Annotated in this window: 14 protein-coding genes and 1 riboswitch; of the genes, 7 read left to right on the top strand and 7 right to left on the bottom strand. The window is 41.9% G+C overall.

Annotated elements, in window-relative coordinates; genetic code table 11:
- Nucleotides 1-217, bottom strand: a 217-nt coding sequence (locus tag CSV61_RS17145) for a hypothetical protein (RefSeq protein ID WP_233193653.1), incomplete at its 3' end; no start/stop codon positions are given.
- Between the two features lie 179 nt (nucleotides 218-396).
- Entirely contained in the window at nucleotides 397-2322 is a 1926-nt protein-coding gene (locus CSV61_RS15575; RefSeq protein ID WP_099639975.1) for an ABC-F family ATP-binding cassette domain-containing protein, read from the bottom strand.
- A 153-nt stretch (nucleotides 2323-2475) separates the two neighbouring features.
- On the opposite strand from CSV61_RS15575, the gene CSV61_RS15570 reads away from it, so the two are divergent.
- The 4 genes from CSV61_RS15570 (at nucleotide 2476) to dacB (ending at nucleotide 5824) form a co-directional block, all read left to right on the top strand.
- Nucleotides 2476-3123: a redox-sensing transcriptional repressor Rex gene (locus CSV61_RS15570; RefSeq protein ID WP_083034128.1), complete on the top strand. Its 648-nt coding sequence runs from the start codon at nucleotides 2476-2478 to the stop codon at nucleotides 3121-3123.
- Nucleotides 3124-3186: 63 nt separating this feature from the next.
- The gene (locus tag CSV61_RS15565; protein WP_029055052.1) at nucleotides 3187-3378 is read left to right on the top strand and encodes a twin-arginine translocase TatA/TatE family subunit; all 192 of its coding nucleotides are present in this window, start codon (nucleotides 3187-3189) and stop codon (nucleotides 3376-3378) included.
- A 17-nt stretch (nucleotides 3379-3395) separates the two neighbouring features.
- Nucleotides 3396-4199, top strand: coding sequence for a twin-arginine translocase subunit TatC (gene tatC / locus CSV61_RS15560; RefSeq protein WP_099639974.1), 804 nt, complete (start codon nucleotides 3396-3398; stop codon nucleotides 4197-4199).
- Between the two features lie 134 nt (nucleotides 4200-4333).
- Entirely contained in the window at nucleotides 4334-5824 is a 1491-nt protein-coding gene (gene dacB, locus CSV61_RS15555) for a D-alanyl-D-alanine carboxypeptidase/D-alanyl-D-alanine endopeptidase (protein ID WP_099639973.1), read from the top strand.
- A 513-nt stretch (nucleotides 5825-6337) separates the two neighbouring features.
- Here dacB and CSV61_RS15550 read toward each other — a convergent pair.
- The gene (locus CSV61_RS15550) at nucleotides 6338-7069 is read right to left on the bottom strand and encodes a CPBP family intramembrane glutamic endopeptidase (RefSeq protein ID WP_158233870.1); all 732 of its coding nucleotides are present in this window, start codon (nucleotides 7067-7069) and stop codon (nucleotides 6338-6340) included.
- A gap of 195 nt (nucleotides 7070-7264) precedes the next feature.
- Here CSV61_RS15550 and groES point away from each other — a divergent pair, with 195 nt between their 5' ends.
- Nucleotides 7265-7549: a co-chaperone GroES gene (gene groES, locus CSV61_RS15545; RefSeq protein WP_029055048.1), complete on the top strand. Its 285-nt coding sequence runs from the start codon at nucleotides 7265-7267 to the stop codon at nucleotides 7547-7549.
- Nucleotides 7550-7606: 57 nt separating this feature from the next.
- Nucleotides 7607-9244, top strand: a complete 1638-nt coding sequence (groL, locus tag CSV61_RS15540; RefSeq protein WP_083034123.1) for a chaperonin GroEL — start codon at nucleotides 7607-7609, stop codon at nucleotides 9242-9244.
- 101 nt (nucleotides 9245-9345) lie between these two features.
- Here the strand turns inward: groL and CSV61_RS15535 are convergent, their stop codons facing one another.
- The 4 genes from CSV61_RS15535 to CSV61_RS15520 all read right to left on the bottom strand — a co-directional run bounded on the left by CSV61_RS15535 (nucleotide 9346) and on the right by CSV61_RS15520 (nucleotide 15113).
- The gene (locus tag CSV61_RS15535) at nucleotides 9346-9873 is read right to left on the bottom strand and encodes a DUF421 domain-containing protein (protein ID WP_099639971.1); all 528 of its coding nucleotides are present in this window, start codon (nucleotides 9871-9873) and stop codon (nucleotides 9346-9348) included.
- A gap of 217 nt (nucleotides 9874-10090) precedes the next feature.
- Nucleotides 10091-10672: a 2OG-Fe(II) oxygenase gene (locus CSV61_RS15530; protein WP_083035942.1), complete on the bottom strand. Its 582-nt coding sequence runs from the start codon at nucleotides 10670-10672 to the stop codon at nucleotides 10091-10093.
- Nucleotides 10673-11281: 609 nt separating this feature from the next.
- Nucleotides 11282-12760, bottom strand: coding sequence for an FAD-dependent oxidoreductase (locus CSV61_RS15525; protein ID WP_099639970.1), 1479 nt, complete (start codon nucleotides 12758-12760; stop codon nucleotides 11282-11284).
- A 313-nt stretch (nucleotides 12761-13073) separates the two neighbouring features.
- Entirely contained in the window at nucleotides 13074-15113 is a 2040-nt protein-coding gene (locus tag CSV61_RS15520) for a molybdopterin-dependent oxidoreductase (RefSeq protein WP_099639969.1), read from the bottom strand.
- Nucleotides 15114-15391: 278 nt separating this feature from the next.
- A riboswitch (SAM riboswitch) is annotated at nucleotides 15392-15482 on the top strand.
- Nucleotides 15483-15605: 123 nt separating this feature from the next.
- On the opposite strand from CSV61_RS15520, the gene CSV61_RS15515 reads away from it, so the two are divergent.
- A complete protein-coding gene (locus tag CSV61_RS15515; protein WP_099639968.1) occupies nucleotides 15606-16856 on the top strand; it encodes an MFS transporter in 1251 nt (416 codons plus the stop codon).
- Nucleotides 16857-16900: the final 44 nt, after the last annotated feature.

Raw genomic sequence — 16900 nt, 5'->3', positions numbered from 1 at the left:
GCCGCAACTGCTCATACTTCCTGCGCGACCGCTCTATGAGTAGCCGCAACTGCTCATACTTCCTGCGCGACCGCTCTATGAGTAGCCGCAACTGCTCATACTTCCTGCGCGACCGCTCTATGAGTAGCCGCAACCGCTCATACTTCCAGTGTGGCCGCTCTATGAGTAGCCGCAACCGCTCATACTTCCAGTGTGGCCGCTCTATGTGAAGCCGCAACCGCTCATACTCCCCGCGCGACCGCTCTATACGAAGCCATAACCGCTCATACCATCACCACAACTGCTCCATCCATCACCATTATCCTTCATAACTAAGCCAGTACAAAAAAAGCATCAAGAACCAATCAGTTCTCAATGCTCAGTTTGTATGACATTCATGTAAAGCTCCAGACGTCTTTATAAGTTTTCTAACTCATCTTGAAGTAACAACCATTCTTCTGCTTGTTCGTCATGGACGGCTTGTATTTCATCGATTTGGCGTTGGATATCCATTAGCTCAATGTGGTTATTCGCCAGTTCGGGTTCTAGTAGTTTTGCTTGCAGAGTTTCGATTTCTTCGTCGAAAGCTTCGAGTTTTTTCTCTAAGTCAGCAATGGATCTAGTTAGTCGGCGTTCGTGGCGTTGGTTTTCTTTATTCGCCACTTCTTTTTTAACGATGGGTTGTTTGGATTGCTGTTCAAGTCGTGTGACGGCTAGTATTTCCTCCATCTCAGTTTTTTTCTCGATGAAGTAATCATAGTCGCCCAGATACTCAACAGCGCCATCGTCACTCATTTCAATGACTTTGGTTGCGAGTCGGTTGATAAAGTACCGGTCATGTGACACGAACAGAATGGTCCCCGGGAAGTCGTCTAGTGCATTTTCTAATATCTCTTTGCTGTCGAGATCTAAATGGTTCGTTGGCTCGTCCAAGATCAATGTATTAGATTTCTCGAGCATTAATTGGGCCAATGAAAGACGAGCCTTTTCTCCGCCTGACAGTGAAGAGACAAGTTTTTCTATATCGTCGCCCGTGAACAAGAAGCGTCCAAGTAATGAACGGACATCTTTTTCATTCATTTGTGGCCAGTCATCCCATATTTCCTGTAAAACGGTACCGGAACCCATGAGTGTCGCTTGGTTTTGGTCATAATAACCGAATTGGACATTCGTTCCATAACGGATTTCTCCGCCTAGTAGTTCATTGCGTTTAACAATGGTTTTAAGTAACGTCGATTTGCCGACACCATTTGGACCGATAAATGCTACGCGATCCCCTTTATAAATACGCAGATTAATATTCTTCGATACCGGCTCTTCACCATAGCCAATTTTGACGTCGTCTAGCGACAGTACATCATTACCGCTCGGTCGATCAATCGAAAAGGAGAAGTTCGCGGATTTCTCGTCGCCATCAGGGGAGTCCATCCAGTCCCTACGCTCTAGTTGTTTACGCCGGCTTTTCGCCATTTTGGAAGTAGATGCCCGCGCAATATTTTTCTGAATAAACTCTTCCAGTTTAGCGCGTTCATCCTTTTCCTGACTGAACAACTTCTGGTCACGTTCGTAGTTTTTCGCTTTCTCGTCTAAGTATGAACTGTAATTACCACTGTACTTGGAGACTTTTCGCCGAGACACTTCATAAACGGTTGTAACAACTTTATCAAGGAAGTACCGATCATGCGAAACGATTAAAATGGCCCCTTCGTAACCCGACAAATATCGTTCGAGCCAGTTCAGTGTTTCGATATCCAAGTGATTTGTCGGTTCATCAAGTATCAGTAAGTCTGGCTTGCTCAGAAGCATCCTTGCAAGCGCTAGACGAGTTTTTTGACCACCAGACAGTAAATGCACAGGCTTCTCGAAGTCATCTGGATAAAACCGCATGCCATGAAGCACAGAACGAGCATCGGCTTCAAACTGATAGCCTCCTGCTTCCTTAAATTCAATTTGCAGTTCATCATATTCCGTCATGACGCGAGCATAGCGATCTGGATCTTCATATACCGTTGGATTTGCCATTTCATGCTCTAGCGTACGCAGGCGACTTTCCTTTTCACGAAGGGGTGCGAATACCGTCATCACTTCATCCCAAATCGTTAATTCCGAATCCAGTCCGCTGTGCTGTTCGAGATAACCCATGCGTACATCTTTTGGAATGATAATATCTCCTTCATCTGCGGATAGTTCACCTGCAATTATTTTTAATAATGTCGATTTTCCAGCACCGTTTCGTCCAACTAGTGCGACGCGATCTCGATGCTGTACTTCGAGACGGACGTTCTCTAGTAGATCCGTGCCTGAAAAAGACTTGGTCAGTCCATTCACTTGTAAAATAATCAAGCCCCACACCTCTATTCCTTATCAGTTTAATGGAATGGGCCGTTCCATGCAATAATCGGCTTTACAATAATCTCGTTGTGCTGTACGATAAAAGCGGCTATACCCTTGTTTAGGGGTTGGTCATTGAAGTGACAATGGAGGTAGGGCACAGCTGTGAGTAAACCTAGAATTCCGCAGGCAACATCAAAACGGTTGCCTTTATATTATAGATTTTTACGAAATTATGCAGACAAAGGTGTACAACGCATTTCATCAGGCGAATTAAGTGAAGCGATGAAGATTGACGCGGCGACGATCCGAAGGGATTTCTCGCATTTCGGAGCGCTCGGACGCAAAGGGTATGGCTATGACGTCGATTCCTTGTTGCAATTCTTCCGCGAAACACTCGATCAAGACGAAGAAACCAATGTGGCATTAATCGGGGTAGGTAGCCTCGGTAACGCTTTTTTGAAATACAATTTCCAAAAGATTCATAACACGAAAATTGTCGTGGCATTCGATCCAAAAGCACCACATGAAGGTGAATTGAAGAATGATATTCTTATCTATCCACCTGATCGTATTGAAGAGAAAATTAATGAACTAGGCATTGAAATGGTCATTTTGACCGTTCCATCACGTGTGGCACAAGAATTGACTGATCGTCTCGCTACCACGTCAGTGAAAGGGATTTTGAACTTTACTCCTGAACGCTTGGCTGTACCAGACACAATCCGCATTCAGACAATCGACTTGTCTGTTGAGCTGCAAACCTTGATTTATCTCATCAAAACGGACGTAAAAGATTCACAAATTACATGACACCGTGATAGTAAAATCATAGGATTTCATGTAGAATAGACATATTATGAGGAGGTGGCCAACATGGCTCCAGGTATCGGAAGTTTACTGATTATCGCTGTGATCGCATTGCTTATATTTGGTCCTAAGAAATTACCTGAAATCGGTAAAGCGTTCGGTTCTTCATTGCGCGAGTTCAAAAACGCAACTAAAGGCCTTACAGACGACGAAGATGATGTAAAAAAGGTTGAAGACAAGAAAGAAGAAGTGCGCTGAGTTAGGGTGTTATTCTGATGGCAGATAAAGACTTAACGATCATTGAACATATAGATGAAGTTCGAAAACGGCTGATGGTAATCGTCGTTTTCTTTATTGTTGGGGCAATCGGCAGTTTCTTTTTGGCGAAGCCGCTGATTAATTTTATACAATTTGATACACCAGCTGAACAAGTCACATTGAATGCATTTAACGTCGTAGATCCAGTCGTGATCTATTTGAAAGTCATTGTATTTCTTGCGATTGTAATTATTTCACCGGTCATCATGTATCAATTTTGGGCCTTTATTTCACCGGGACTTCGTGATTTGGAACGGCGTATCACGTTGTCGTATATCCCGTTTGCTTTTCTCCTGTTTTTAGCAGGAATCAGTTTCTCCTATTTTATATTGCTACCGTACGTCATGAAATTCATGATTAATCTGTCAGGTCAATTAAACATTGAACAGACCATCGGTATTAATGAATATTTCTCTTTTTTATTCTCGCTCCTATTGCCGTTCGGTTTCGTCTTTCAGTTACCGATCGTCATTTTGTTTTTATCACGTCTTGGTGTGTTGCAGCCTAAAGTACTCGTCAAAATGCGAAAAGTTGCCTATTTTGTGTTATTCGTATTGGCTGCGTTCATTACACCGCCTGACATCGTCTCGCATTTATTCACCACGGTTCCGTTATTCATTTTATATGAGGTCAGTATCGTGATTTCGCGTCTAGGTTATCGGAAGTTCGAGAAAGCGGAACGTCTGCGCCAGATGGAAGAAGTGAAGGCAGAGCAACAGCGTCAGATTGATGAAGTGATGAATAAAACAAGCGATAAGTAAATCCATTCAGATCCTCTTGCTACTGCAAGAGGGTCTTTTGCGTTTATGGTGCCATGGTCAAATATGGGTTCATTTACCAATGCCCCTATGGTAAACTATTTAAGAATAGAATGAGTAGGGGGAAATGAATACAAGTGAATAATAAAAAGACTCCAACTAGATGGAGCAAGTGGTTACTAGGTGCAATGTTGTTTATAGCGAGTGTTACGACTCCAATTATAGAAGGACAAGCAGCTGCGGCTCAGCAGTCTTATAAAGGGTTAGAAGCAGGGATTAACCAAGTGATCACAAGTCAGCGTATGCGTGGTACGCGAAGTAGTATCATCGTACGTGAAGCGGATACTAATCGCATTGTCTATCAATACCGCAGAAATCAGGGTGTCACGCCCGCTTCAAACGTAAAAGTATTAACAAGTACAGCAGCTCTTGAAGTACTAGGGAAAAATTATACATTCGATACAGATGTCTTAACGAACGGTACGGTGAAAAACGGTATCCTCGACGGTCATCTATATTTGCGCGGCACAGGTGATCCGACATTACTTGAAGTCGACTTATTGCGTTTGGCACGTCAAATACGTGAATCAGGTATCCATTCCGTAACAGGACATATCGTGGCGGATGATACATGGTTTGATACGCAACGTCTATCGCCAGGTATATATAAATCAGATGAAACCTATTATTACGCAGCGCAAGTTTCGGCACTGACCATCTCACCGAATAAAGACTACGACGCGGGCACGACAATTGTCCAAGCGAAGCCGACGCGAAACGGTAGGGCGGGAGCAGTCACATTGATTCCGCATACAGACATCGTAAAAGTCGTTAACCGCACACGTACTGTACCGAAAAATCAACGGAATACCGTTACGATAAAACGTCAGCAAGGCACGAACACGATTATCGTTTCGGGAAATATTCCACTTCATTCAAACGGTAAGCGACAATGGGTGACGGTATCTAATCCAACAGCTTATACAGCAGATATCTTCAAACGAGCATTAGCTAAAGAAGGGATCAAGCTACAACCGACTGCTCGTGTAACACGTGGGAAAACTCCTGTGAACGCAAAGTTGCTTGCAAATAAAGAATCGATGTCATTGTATTATTTGATGATGCCATTCATGAAGTACAGCAACAACTCTCATGCAGAGATTTTGGCGAAGTCGATGGGACGTGCTGTGTATAATGAAGGAAGCTGGAATGCTGGCTTGCGTGTTGTCAGAGAAACGTTAGAAAAAGACGGCATTAGCACGAAAGGTATGTATGTAGAAGATGGTTCAGGTATGTCGCATAAAAACAAAATCCCTTCTGAGAAAATATCGGAAGTGTTATATGTAGCTCAATCTAAGGAGTGGTATCCAGCGTTTGAGCGTTCGTTACCAATCGCTGGTGTGAATGACCGAATGCTAGGCGGAACGTTACGCAATCGTTTGACAAGTCCTGTTGTCAGGGGCAAGGTGCAAGCGAAAACTGGTTCACTTAACGGTGCGGATTCGTTGTCGGGTTATGTAAAGACAAGGAGTGGACAAGAACTAATCTTTAGTATTTTGACAGAGAATGTTAGAGGGACAGCAAAGCCTGATATCGATAAGATGGTGCAGATTATGGCTACTCAATAAAGGTTTTGAGAGTGGGGAAGGCACCGTTGATCGACGTTCCAGGCGGGCGCTTTCCCATGGGCGTGGCTAGCTAATTTCAGTCTAGGAAAGTGCATGCTCCTAACGCTTCGCTTTTACTCGCAAAAGCCGTCCTGCGCTACGGCTTTCGCTGATCCATCGGGAGTCGCTGCCTTCCACTTACGATCAACTACTGTGGTGTTCTGAAGTTTGGTAGATAAAGAAAAAGTAAGAACCTAGACAGTGTTTAAATATGCTTTCTAATCGCATATTGTTAAATAGTTTTATACTCTTGTACTTGAACTTAGATAAGTTGAAAGGCAACAATAGATCAGGCAATACCACCAGTGATTGATCTATATCGATACACTTTAAATGTAGGGATTGGAGTGGAAGCAGGGGCTACTCCCTCAGGAAAGCGTCCCCTGCTGGAACTCCAATCCCCGAACCACAAGCCAATGTAACCTCCCACATAACCACAAGAAAAAAATCTCCTCATTTACGAGGAGATTTTTTCTATTGTAGGAATAATACGATACTCTGTTGCATATCTTGTAGTTGTTGCAGTTTATCCGCATTCCATTGAACAACAGTAACGAAACTGTTCATGAGGAAATGGGCAAGCATTGGGGTCAGTAGGCGCTTGGTCTTGTAATAGACGAAGGCGAACGCGAGGCCTGGCATCAAGTACATGAGCAAGTGTTGCAACTCACCATGTACAGCAGCAAAGACGATAGCACTGACAATCGCAGCGATCCAGAAGTTCGTCTTAGTGTACAAGCCACCGAAGATAATCCGGCGGAACACAACTTCTTCAAGGAACGGCGCAAACAACACCATGGCAAAAATGATAATAGGAGCGGTTTTCGAGATATTCGATAATAATTCTGTATTCTCGGAGCCAGCGGTCACACCGAACACCGATTCAATCGCAGCACCTACAATTTGTCCCGCCATGGCGAGGAAGAAACCAAGTACTCCCCATAGAAGAACACTTCCGAATCCTGATGGCTTTCCTTTAAATACAGGTATGAACTTTTTATTTCGTAACAGGATCACGGCGATTATGAGTGCCGCGATACCTTGCGTGATGAATAACGTCCAAGCGAATCCTTGTGAAACGGCTTCTACTTTGGACAAGTCTTTGCCGGTGAAGTAAACGATTAATTCAGGGGCAAGAAAAATGCTAGCAATCTGTAGCAACACATACGTCAAGAAGATCATCAAAGCAATAACCCAGTTTTTCACGGTGCACAACCTTTCCTCCATACATGTTGACTAGTTTAACGCGAACAAAGACGTTTGGCAAAAGAAGAAAATGTCGAACGCTTTTACTTGCAATTATGTGTAAAATTATTTATTATAAGAGTTGTGTTAGCACTCAACTTAAGTGAGTGCTAAGAAGAATAAAAATTACACATTATCTCGAGGAGGTTGTTTCATTTGTTGAAACCACTAGGTGACCGTATCATTATCGAATTAATCGAAGCAGAAGAAAAAACATCAAGCGGCATTGTGCTACCAGACTCTGCGAAAGAAAAGCCACAAGAAGGAAAAGTAATTGCTGCTGGTACAGGCCGTGTTCTTGAGAACGGACAGCGCGTCGAACTAGAAGTATCTGAAGGCGACCGTATCATCTTCTCTAAATATGCAGGCACTGAAGTGAAGTATGAAGGTACTGAATACTTAATCCTTCGCGAAAGCGATATTCTTGCAATTATTGGATAATTAATTTAAACGTAAACATAGTAGACAAATAGAAAACTCTGGAGGGAATCATTTACAATGGCTAAAGAACTTAAATTTAACGAAGAAGCACGTTCCGCAATGCTACGCGGTGTAGATACACTAGCAGACGCTGTAAAAGTAACACTTGGGCCAAAAGGTCGTAACGTCGTACTTGAGCGCAAATTTGGTTCACCACTCATCACTAATGATGGTGTAACCATTGCAAAAGAAATCGAGCTTGAGAATGCGTTCGAAAATATGGGTGCAAAACTTGTAGCAGAAGTTGCCTCCAAGACGAACGATATTGCAGGTGACGGAACAACAACAGCAACTGTGCTTGCACAAGCTATGATCCGTGAAGGCTTGAAGAACGTAACAGCTGGCGCAAACCCAGTGGGTATCCGTAAGGGAATCGAAAAAGCGGTAGTTGCGGCAGTGGAAGGTCTTCAAAGCGTTTCCGATGAAATCGAAAGCAGACAAGAAATCGCACAAGTTGCGGCCATCTCTTCTGGAGACGAAGAAGTCGGAGAGTTAATTTCTCAAGCAATGGAGCGCGTAGGTAACGATGGTGTCATCACAATCGAAGAATCTAAAGGCTTCATTACAGAGCTTGACGTAGTAGAAGGTATGCAATTCGACCGTGGCTACGCATCGGCTTATATGGCAACAGACACAGACAAAATGGAAGCAGTGCTTGAAAATCCATATGTCTTGATTACAGATAAGAAAATCAACAATATCCAGGAAATTCTACCAGTGCTTGAACAAGTTGTTCAGCAAGGTAAACCATTGTTGATCATCGCAGAAGATGTTGAAGGTGAAGCTCTAGCTACACTAGTAGTCAACAAACTTCGTGGTACATTCAACGCGGTTGCAGTTAAAGCACCTGGCTTCGGTGATCGCCGTAAAGCTATGCTTGAAGACATCGCCATCCTAACTGGTGGACAAGTAATCACAGAAGATCTAGGACTGGATCTGAAATCTGCTGACCTGACATCTCTAGGACGCGCTGCGAAAATCGTAGTAACAAAAGATCACACAACAATCGTTGAAGGCAGCGGTGACGCAGGTTCTATCGAATCGCGAGTAGGCCAAATCCGTTCACAGTTGGAAGAAACAACTTCTGAATTCGACAAAGAGAAATTGCAAGAACGTCTAGCTAAACTAGCTGGCGGTGTAGCAGTGATCAAAGTCGGAGCGGCAACTGAAACAGAGTTGAAAGAGCGAAAACTTCGTATCGAAGACGCATTGAACTCAACACGTGCAGCAGTAGAAGAAGGAATTGTATCGGGTGGCGGTACTGCACTCGTGAACGTCTACAAGCAAGTAGAAACATTACTTGAAGATACGGAAGGTGACGTAGCAACAGGTATCAAGATTGTACTTCGTGCACTTGAAGAGCCAGTACGTCAAATCGCAACAAACGCAGGCCTTGAAGGTTCTATCGTAGTAGACCGCTTGAAGCGCGAAGAAGTCGGCGTCGGCTTTAACGCAGCAGAAGGCACATGGGTAAACATGGTAGAAGCAGGTATCGTGGATCCAACGAAAGTAACTCGTTCTGCATTACAAAACGCAGCATCTGTTGCAGCAATGTTCTTGACTACTGAAGCTGTAGTAGCAGACTTGCCTGAACCAGCAGGCGCAGCAGGAATGCCTGATATGGGCGGTATGGGTGGAATGGGCGGCATGATGTAAGCCGTTCTCCAAAGATATAGTTAAAGCGCCAACTCCAGTTTATGGGGTTGGCGCTTTTTGATTTTGATATATATAATACATATTAGCGATCTCTAAAAATATTATTGTGTAGGGGAGTCTGATCGTTCTTTAATGTTCGAAAGAGTAGAAAAAGAATGATTATTATTTAATTTAATAACAGAAATATTTCCATCTGTTTCAAGAACAACCGCTGTTGCTTCATCAAGAGAACCTAATCCGCTCGAACGTGCAGCTTGAAAAATTTCCTCTTCCAGTATACGTTCTGCTTTCAACGTATCATTCAAAAAACTACCTTTATAAAATAATAATTGTGGTTTGGATTTAATCAGTTTGCTAATAGTTTGAAATCGAACAGACGACCAAGCCACTACATATTGCATGCTGATCAAGACGATGAAAGCAGTTAAACCTTCTAGAAGAACTACGTCTTTGCTTAATAAAATCGTCGCCAGAATTGAACCCAGTGCTACAGTAACAACGAAGTCAAATGCATTCATTTTGGCAAGTGTACGTTTACCCGATATGCGTAAAATAATGATCAATCCGATATAGCTTAAAACTCCAACTATCAAAATCCGTAGAAGAGCTTCCCACCCATTAAAGAACATAATCCACCTCGAAGTTTTGACATAGTTAATCTACATTTCCCTTACGAGGTTAAAGTAAAACTTCTAACTTGAAACAAGTAAAGGAGTAAGAACTAATGTATTCGTAAAGTGCGCACTAATTAGCCACTATCATGAAATCAAAAAAACGATCAGTTGGGTAAACTAATCGTTTTTGATACAAGGGTATATATAGTAAATGATAGTGTAATGGAATTTCTCACCGAACTCTTTGCTTTCTCATCCACTGTGTAGCAACAAATTTCTCTCCGAGTTCTATAGGTGCGCCGCCGTGTAGCGTTAAGTCATTCAACAATGGGTCCGTATAGAAATATTCAAAGTAGACAGCCATTCCCTTTTGTGGTGTGATCGACAGTTTCAGATGGGGGAAGTACGTCTCGCCACCTTGTTCGACGTCATTCAGATACATGACAAGCGTGCTAATTCGATTGTTAGTAACATGGCTTGCTGCGGAGAAGAAGTCATGATGTGCTTTATATTCTTGCCCAGGTAAGTAATGCAGAACTTGGAGTCTTTCACCATGTTCGATTGGAATACTCATAACTGCCTCAATTCGTTTTTCGATCCGTAAGGCAATCAAGTTATCAGGTTCTTCAATAAACATACCACTGCTTGTTCTAATTTCGTTTTCTGCATGAGTTATGCCTATTTTAGAACGTTTCATTTTATCTGTAGAAAGCCGAATCAGTTCGTCACATTCTTCGTCGCTTAACATATTGCCTAATACAACGACTAATGGTTCTTCGACTTTCGCAATAATTTCGATTTCACGGTCTGTCATGATTTTCTTTCCTGTATGGGTAAATATAGTTTGTTCTTTATTTTCCGCTATCAACTTCGAACACCTCTTTTATGGTTTGATTTTTATTAATCAAATACAGAGTAACGTGATGAGTGTACAGCCAATATCGGACTTCTTTTGAGTTTTACACTTCCTCTTTGGGATTGCGTTCAATATATTTTAGCATGCTAGATTAGTTGACGTATATTCAGAATGTAGTGAAAAAGGTAGTGATATATAACTATTTTTTACTTTTAATTATCTTTATCATATATACCTGCGCAGTATGGTTAATTATGTATTGATTGCAGTTCCATACATTCGTTAGAACGTATCCGTATAGTAAACTGTAGTCATCCCGATAGCTCCAATTTTAAATTGGTGAGGAAAGCCAACTCTTATGACATAGTTCAAGAGCTTGATTTCTATAAATCTGACGGAAATCCTTTGCGGCCGCAATGGACTTCTAATTGTGCGGATATGCTATTATTTTTAGATGGCAACGACCTGTTCTTTTATAGACAATCATAAAAGAAGGCACCTGCACGAGAAGTCGACATGACTGCATAAACCATCATCAAAACTTCTCACACAGATACCTCTGTCATATCAAGATACATCTATTTGTTTTAGTGGATCCTTTGCTGGTCCCGCAATCACTTTCCCTGTGCCGTCGAATATAGAGCCATGGCAAGGGCAATCCCATGTTTCATCGCCATCATTCCATTTCACTTCGCAACCTAAATGAGTACAAGTCAGATTGACGTAGTGAATGTCTCCAGTGTGGTCTCTATACATACCGGAAGCTTCTTCGTTTATTTCAAATCGTTTGGCTTCACCTTTTGATAGTTGCTTTGCTTGCTCTAAAATTGAAGGTTGATCTTCCTTCTCTTCTTTTTTAGGCAAATCCCGTTGAGGACTGAGGAATTCCGCATATGAATTTTCTTTGCCTTCGATCAAGTCGCAAATCAATTGTGCAGCTGTACCGGCGACTGCTAATCCCCACTTATTATAGCCAGTCATGACGAACATTTTATCGTTGCCTTCTTCTATCGGTCCTATGAATGGACGTCTATCAGGTGTTACCATATCATGTTCTGACCAATAAGCGAGCATTTTGGTCAGACCGAATTCCGCTTTTGTAAATTGGCGAATCGCTTCGTAATGATCGATAGTGGAGCTTTTATTCCCTGTTCGATGTGTATTGCCTCCAACGATCAAGATAGGCTGGTCTCCATCATAGGCTCCACGAAATGTCCGTCTAGGTTCGTCTTGGCCAATATACACCCCTGTACCAAATGGTTGATCGCTCTCAAATGCAGTTAAATGTGAAGACATGGGTTCCATAGTATTGGAATAAAATGAGTGAGGATCTTCCACTGGGAATAGTGTAGCGAGTACGACTTGTTTACATGTGATTTTATATGGTGTATTGGTTGTAAGTACTAAGTAATCATCGTGCTCTTCCTTGTCCATATAGCGTGTATGTTGAATAATCTTTCCGCCAAGTTCTTCAATGGCTTTCAATAAGCCGTGGATGAATTTCACAGGTTGGAATTGTGCTTGCTTCCGCATGACAAGAGCTGAACTCACATCGAAATCAATGGGGATGGAATTGGTCATACCGCCATCAATACCAATTTCATCATAGGCTTGTGCTTCGGCTTTCAAGCTTTCGGTATGGCTTCCGTCTTGCGTGAAAACGTAGGCGTCTTCTTCAGTAAAATCACAGTCTATGTTGTGTTCTTTACTAATGGATTCAATGAGTTTACGACCTTCTTCATTTGCATCGTAAAATTTTCTGGCTACATCTAATCCATCGCGTTGCAACATTTCGTGGTAAATCAGCTGATGCTGTGAAGAAAGTTTCGCTGTGGTGCCACCTGTACTACCAGCACTAAAGTCACGTGCTTCGACAATAGCAACCGATCGCCCGGCTTTGGCAAGCAGATACGCAGTAAGTGCACCTGAAATCCCTCCTCCAATAACAGCTGTGTCGACTTCCAGATCTTTCGAGAGTTTTGCATAGTGAACCGGACCTGCTTCAGTTTTCCAAAACGATTGTTGGGATCCTTCTAATCTACTCATTTTTACGACCTCCTATTTTAAACTATTCTTACTCTTTTTCTTCCTTTAAATAGGGAATATAAACATTTTAGCTAGTTCTATTCAAAAGTTAGGCGTCTACATAGAGTACGAGGCGAAGAAAGGTAGTATGAAAGAAAAAATACCTGTGAGCAAAAGCACGATGATCGAAACAATCAGGACAAGTTTTAAACACAGTTTGGAACATTGCATATTTCAGTATGGCGGTGTTGGAACAGTATATTAACAAATAAGCCTCTTGGGATAATCTCCAAGAGGCTCGTTTTAATATCGTAGGAATACTAATCCATTCTATCTAGATAACACTTTCCACTTCAACACACCCTGAGAAAAATGTTGCTCCACCGCCCATGTCAGCAATTCGGTCTGGTGTTAATGCGTTCACAAGGTGTTTTTGACCTGAACTATCTCCCAAAATCCCTTGACTGACAACAACTCCGGGAAGGACTTGCTCACCGACAGAGACAGTAAATATACATTCTCCGCGCTCGTTCCATATACGAACAGTCGATTTATCTGCAATTCCTCGGCTTTCTGCGTCGTGCTGATTGATGAACAATCTAGGTGCTTTTTCAAGTTGGATATGTTTTTCATTGTTCGAAAAAATCGTGTTCATAAAGTTATGGTTAATTGCAGGCACATACAGTAAAGGATAATCGGAATCTTGAACAATCGGAATATACGTAGGCAGGGCTGGTAATCCTGCTGCTTTCATTTGTTCTGAATACAACTCAATTTTTCCGCTCGGCGTTTTTAAATGGTTCAATAGATCGCCTGTCCCACTCGCTTTTATATAGCGTTGCTCCTTTAATGCAGCATACGATACTTCGGATAAGTGAGGATTGGACAAATCGCTTAATGCTTGGTCGATCATTTCGGCATCCTCGTCCTGGAAGGGTTGCTCGTCAAAATCCATTGCTTGAGCCAACAACCTGAAAACGTCTGGGTTGGATTTACTGTCCCCGTATGTTTCGATGACAGGTTCTTGTAAATGGATGTAGTGATGCCAGAAAGACGCATAAAAGTCCGTATTTTCAAAAGCGGATGTCGCAGGCAGTACAATGTCCGCAAACAAGGCAGTATCCGTCAAAAACAAGTCATGGACAACTGTAAACAAATCCTCGCGTGCTAAGCCATCTTGGACCTTATTGGCATCCGGTGCGACAACAGCGGGGTTGCTATTATAGACATACAACGAGCGAATCGGTTGTTGTTCCTTCAGTAATGCTTGCCCTAATAAATTCATATTAAATTTACGCGTAGGCTTTTTCTGAAGTTCAGGCCGTTCCAGTGCAGCAATATTATGCGTCAAATAGTCGGAATTTGATTTGACCGCACCTCCACCCTTTAATTCCCACTGACCTGTCAAAGCAGGCAAGCAAGAGATGGTTCGAACTATCATGCCACCATTATCATGATGCTGCAACCCATTGCCGATGCGAATCATGGAAGGAGAAATATCCCCATACATCCGTGCCAATTTATAAATATCTTCTTCGGGCACGCCTGTAATGGTGGAAACCATTTGTGGATTGTAGTACTTCACATGTTCACCGAGCGCTTCATGGCCGATTGTATACTTTTCTAAAAATTCTTGATGAACTAGTTTTTCTTTATAAAGAACATGCATGATTCCAAGAGCAAGCGCTCCGTCAGTTCCAGGTAAAATAGGAATGAACCAATCCGCCATGCGACCGGTTTGGTTTTTATGGACGTCAATGACAATAGTTTTCGCACCATTTTTTTTCGCCTTTTGCGCGATCATAGTTTGGTGCATATTGGTGCTGACAGCATTGATGCCCCAGAATATAAATAGTTTCGTTTCCGTCATCTCTTCTGGATCCGTTCCATAACGCCCGCCCATCGTGTAATTGTAACCGGCTTCGCCAGCAACTGAGCAAATCGTCCGGTCCAGTTGACTCGAACCAAGACGGTTGAAGAAACGACGATCCATCCCTTTAGAACTGAGTTTTCCCATATTTGCATAGAAGCTATAAGGAAGAATCGCTTCTGGACCTTCTTCAGTTATTATTTTTTTCCATTCATTTGTGATAGTTGTAATGGCTTCTTCCCAACTGATTGGAACGAATTGTCCATCGCCTTTTTTTCCAATGCGTTTCAGAGGGGTAGTCAACCGATTTTTATCATAAATCCGTTCAGCCATATGCCGAACTTTGTTGCATATACTTCCTTTTGTGACTGGATGTTCAGGATCACCTTCAATTTTAACGATTTTCCCGTCTTCTTTATGAATCAGCAATCCACATTGGTCTGGACAATCAAGAGAACAAACCGAAGGAACGATACCATTTTTTACATCAATATACGATTGCATTACAAAAATCCTTTCCAGCGAAATAATTTTACCATTTCAAGTTCACTTTGAAGTTTCCTAGTCCATTAATTATTAAAACAGAGAACTTCTATTAAATGTAAAAGAAAGCGTGTGTTGAAATGTAAATCGACTTAAACAAGTAGTTTATAGTAGGTAGTATACCATATTACAGACTGTAAATTTAGAAAGTTCCGATAACCTGTTGACTTTATATCAATTATTATGTACAGTAATTTCATTGGTTTAGTTTTAATAAAATTCTATCAATTATATATTATTTTCTATCGAGAGAAGTTGAGGGACTGGCCCTATGAAACTTCGGCAACATAATTGTGCCAAATCCAGCAAGCGTAGCTTGAGAGATAGAAAGAGCAAAGCATATTTATATTGCGTGAGCGATGATTGCCAAAGACTCTTTCTGTTTTTACAGGAAGGTCTTTTTATTTTATTAAAATAATATAAAATACATCAGCAGGAATGGAGAGTGTGGATATGTTGGAGAAAATAGGAATAACAAAAAACTTAGGATGGGGTTTCTTCGGTGTTATGTTGTTCATGATGGGAGATGGGATTGAAGCGGGGTGGTTAAGTCCTTTCTTAATTGAAAGTGGATTAACCATTCAACAATCAGCTGCTATATTCACAGTTTATGGTATCTCAATTGCACTATCTTCTTGGTTTTCGGGTGTCTGCGTAGATGTATTTGGTCCTAAACGTACAATGGCAATCGGCTTAGCCGTCTATATTATCGGTACGGCAGGGTTTATTACATATGGTTTTTCAACGATGAATTATCCGGTTATGCTTTTGACCTATTTCATAAAAGGTTTTGGCTATCCGCTATTTGCTTATTCTTTTTTAACATGGGTTATTTATAAGACACCACAAAGTAAATTGAGTTCAGCCGTTGGTTGGTTCTGGTTCGTTTTTTGTGCGGGAATGATGGTGCTTGGCGCTTGGTATTCAAGTTTTGCAATCCAACATCTCGGTTATATCAATACGATGTGGACATCAATTTTCTGGGTATGTCTTGGTGCTGTTTTAGCTTTAGTGATTAATAAAGACAAGTTTGAAAAGAAAAAACTTGCCAATAAAAAAGAAGCAGTCAAAGAATTACTGAAAGGGATCACGATTTTGAAGTCGAACCCGAGGGTTGCCGCAGGTGGGGTTGTTCGCGTGATCAATAGCTTAAGTGTTTATGGATTCCCGGTGTTCTTACCCATGCATATGGCGCAACATGGTATTGAAACAACAGCTTGGCTGCAGTTGTGGGGAACATTTTTCTTAGGAAATATCATTTTTAATTTAGTCTTCGGCTTCATTGGAGATAAATTTGGTTGGAAAAACACAATCATTTGGTTTGGTGGAGTCGGTTGTGCGATATTCACGCCACTATTGTTTTATATACCGGTCATTACAAATGGTAGCATTGTGATGACGAGTATTGTTGGATTCATTTGGGGAGGTTTAGTAGCAGGTTACGTTCCGATTGGCGCACTAGTACCTTCTGTTGCAGGCGAAGATAAAGGCGCAGCGATGTCCGTGTTGAATTTTTCCGCGGGTCTATCGACATTCGTAGCGCCAGCGATTGCCTTAGCGTTTATCGGGCTTGTTGGACCAGAAGGGGTTGTGTGGATTTTTAGTGCACTTTACTTAGTGAGTGCGATTATTGTTAAATTTATTCGTATACCGGAAGAAGAGAGTGGGAAGGTACAGGAGGAAACTTTGCTAGTTACCACGTGAAAATGTTTGTGCTAGGTGGTGATTGACAAAGTTATAGATAGATG

The sequence above is a fragment of the Sporosarcina sp. P3 genome, from assembly GCF_002743415.1.
GTDB classification, from domain to species: Bacteria; Bacillota; Bacilli; order Bacillales_A; family Planococcaceae; genus Sporosarcina; species Sporosarcina ureae_A.
The sequence above is the reverse complement of the archived record's forward strand: the minus strand, read 5'-3'. Positions and strand labels throughout refer to the sequence as shown.

Coding starts and splice junctions, on each gene's coding strand:
- CSV61_RS15515 (WP_099639968.1), top strand. CDS start 15,606: ATGTTGGAGAAAATAGGAATAACAAAAAACTTAGGATGGGGTTTCTTC.
- groL (WP_083034123.1), top strand. CDS start 7,607: ATGGCTAAAGAACTTAAATTTAACGAAGAAGCACGTTCCGCAATGCTA.
- CSV61_RS15565 (WP_029055052.1), top strand. CDS start 3,187: ATGGCTCCAGGTATCGGAAGTTTACTGATTATCGCTGTGATCGCATTG.
- CSV61_RS15535 (WP_099639971.1), bottom strand. CDS start 9,873: ATGTTCTTTAATGGGTGGGAAGCTCTTCTACGGATTTTGATAGTTGGA.
- CSV61_RS15530 (WP_083035942.1), bottom strand. CDS start 10,672: ATGACAGACCGTGAAATCGAAATTATTGCGAAAGTCGAAGAACCATTA.
- tatC (WP_099639974.1), top strand. CDS start 3,396: ATGGCAGATAAAGACTTAACGATCATTGAACATATAGATGAAGTTCGA.
- CSV61_RS15525 (WP_099639970.1), bottom strand. CDS start 12,760: ATGAGTAGATTAGAAGGATCCCAACAATCGTTTTGGAAAACTGAAGCA.
- CSV61_RS15520 (WP_099639969.1), bottom strand. CDS start 15,113: ATGCAATCGTATATTGATGTAAAAAATGGTATCGTTCCTTCGGTTTGT.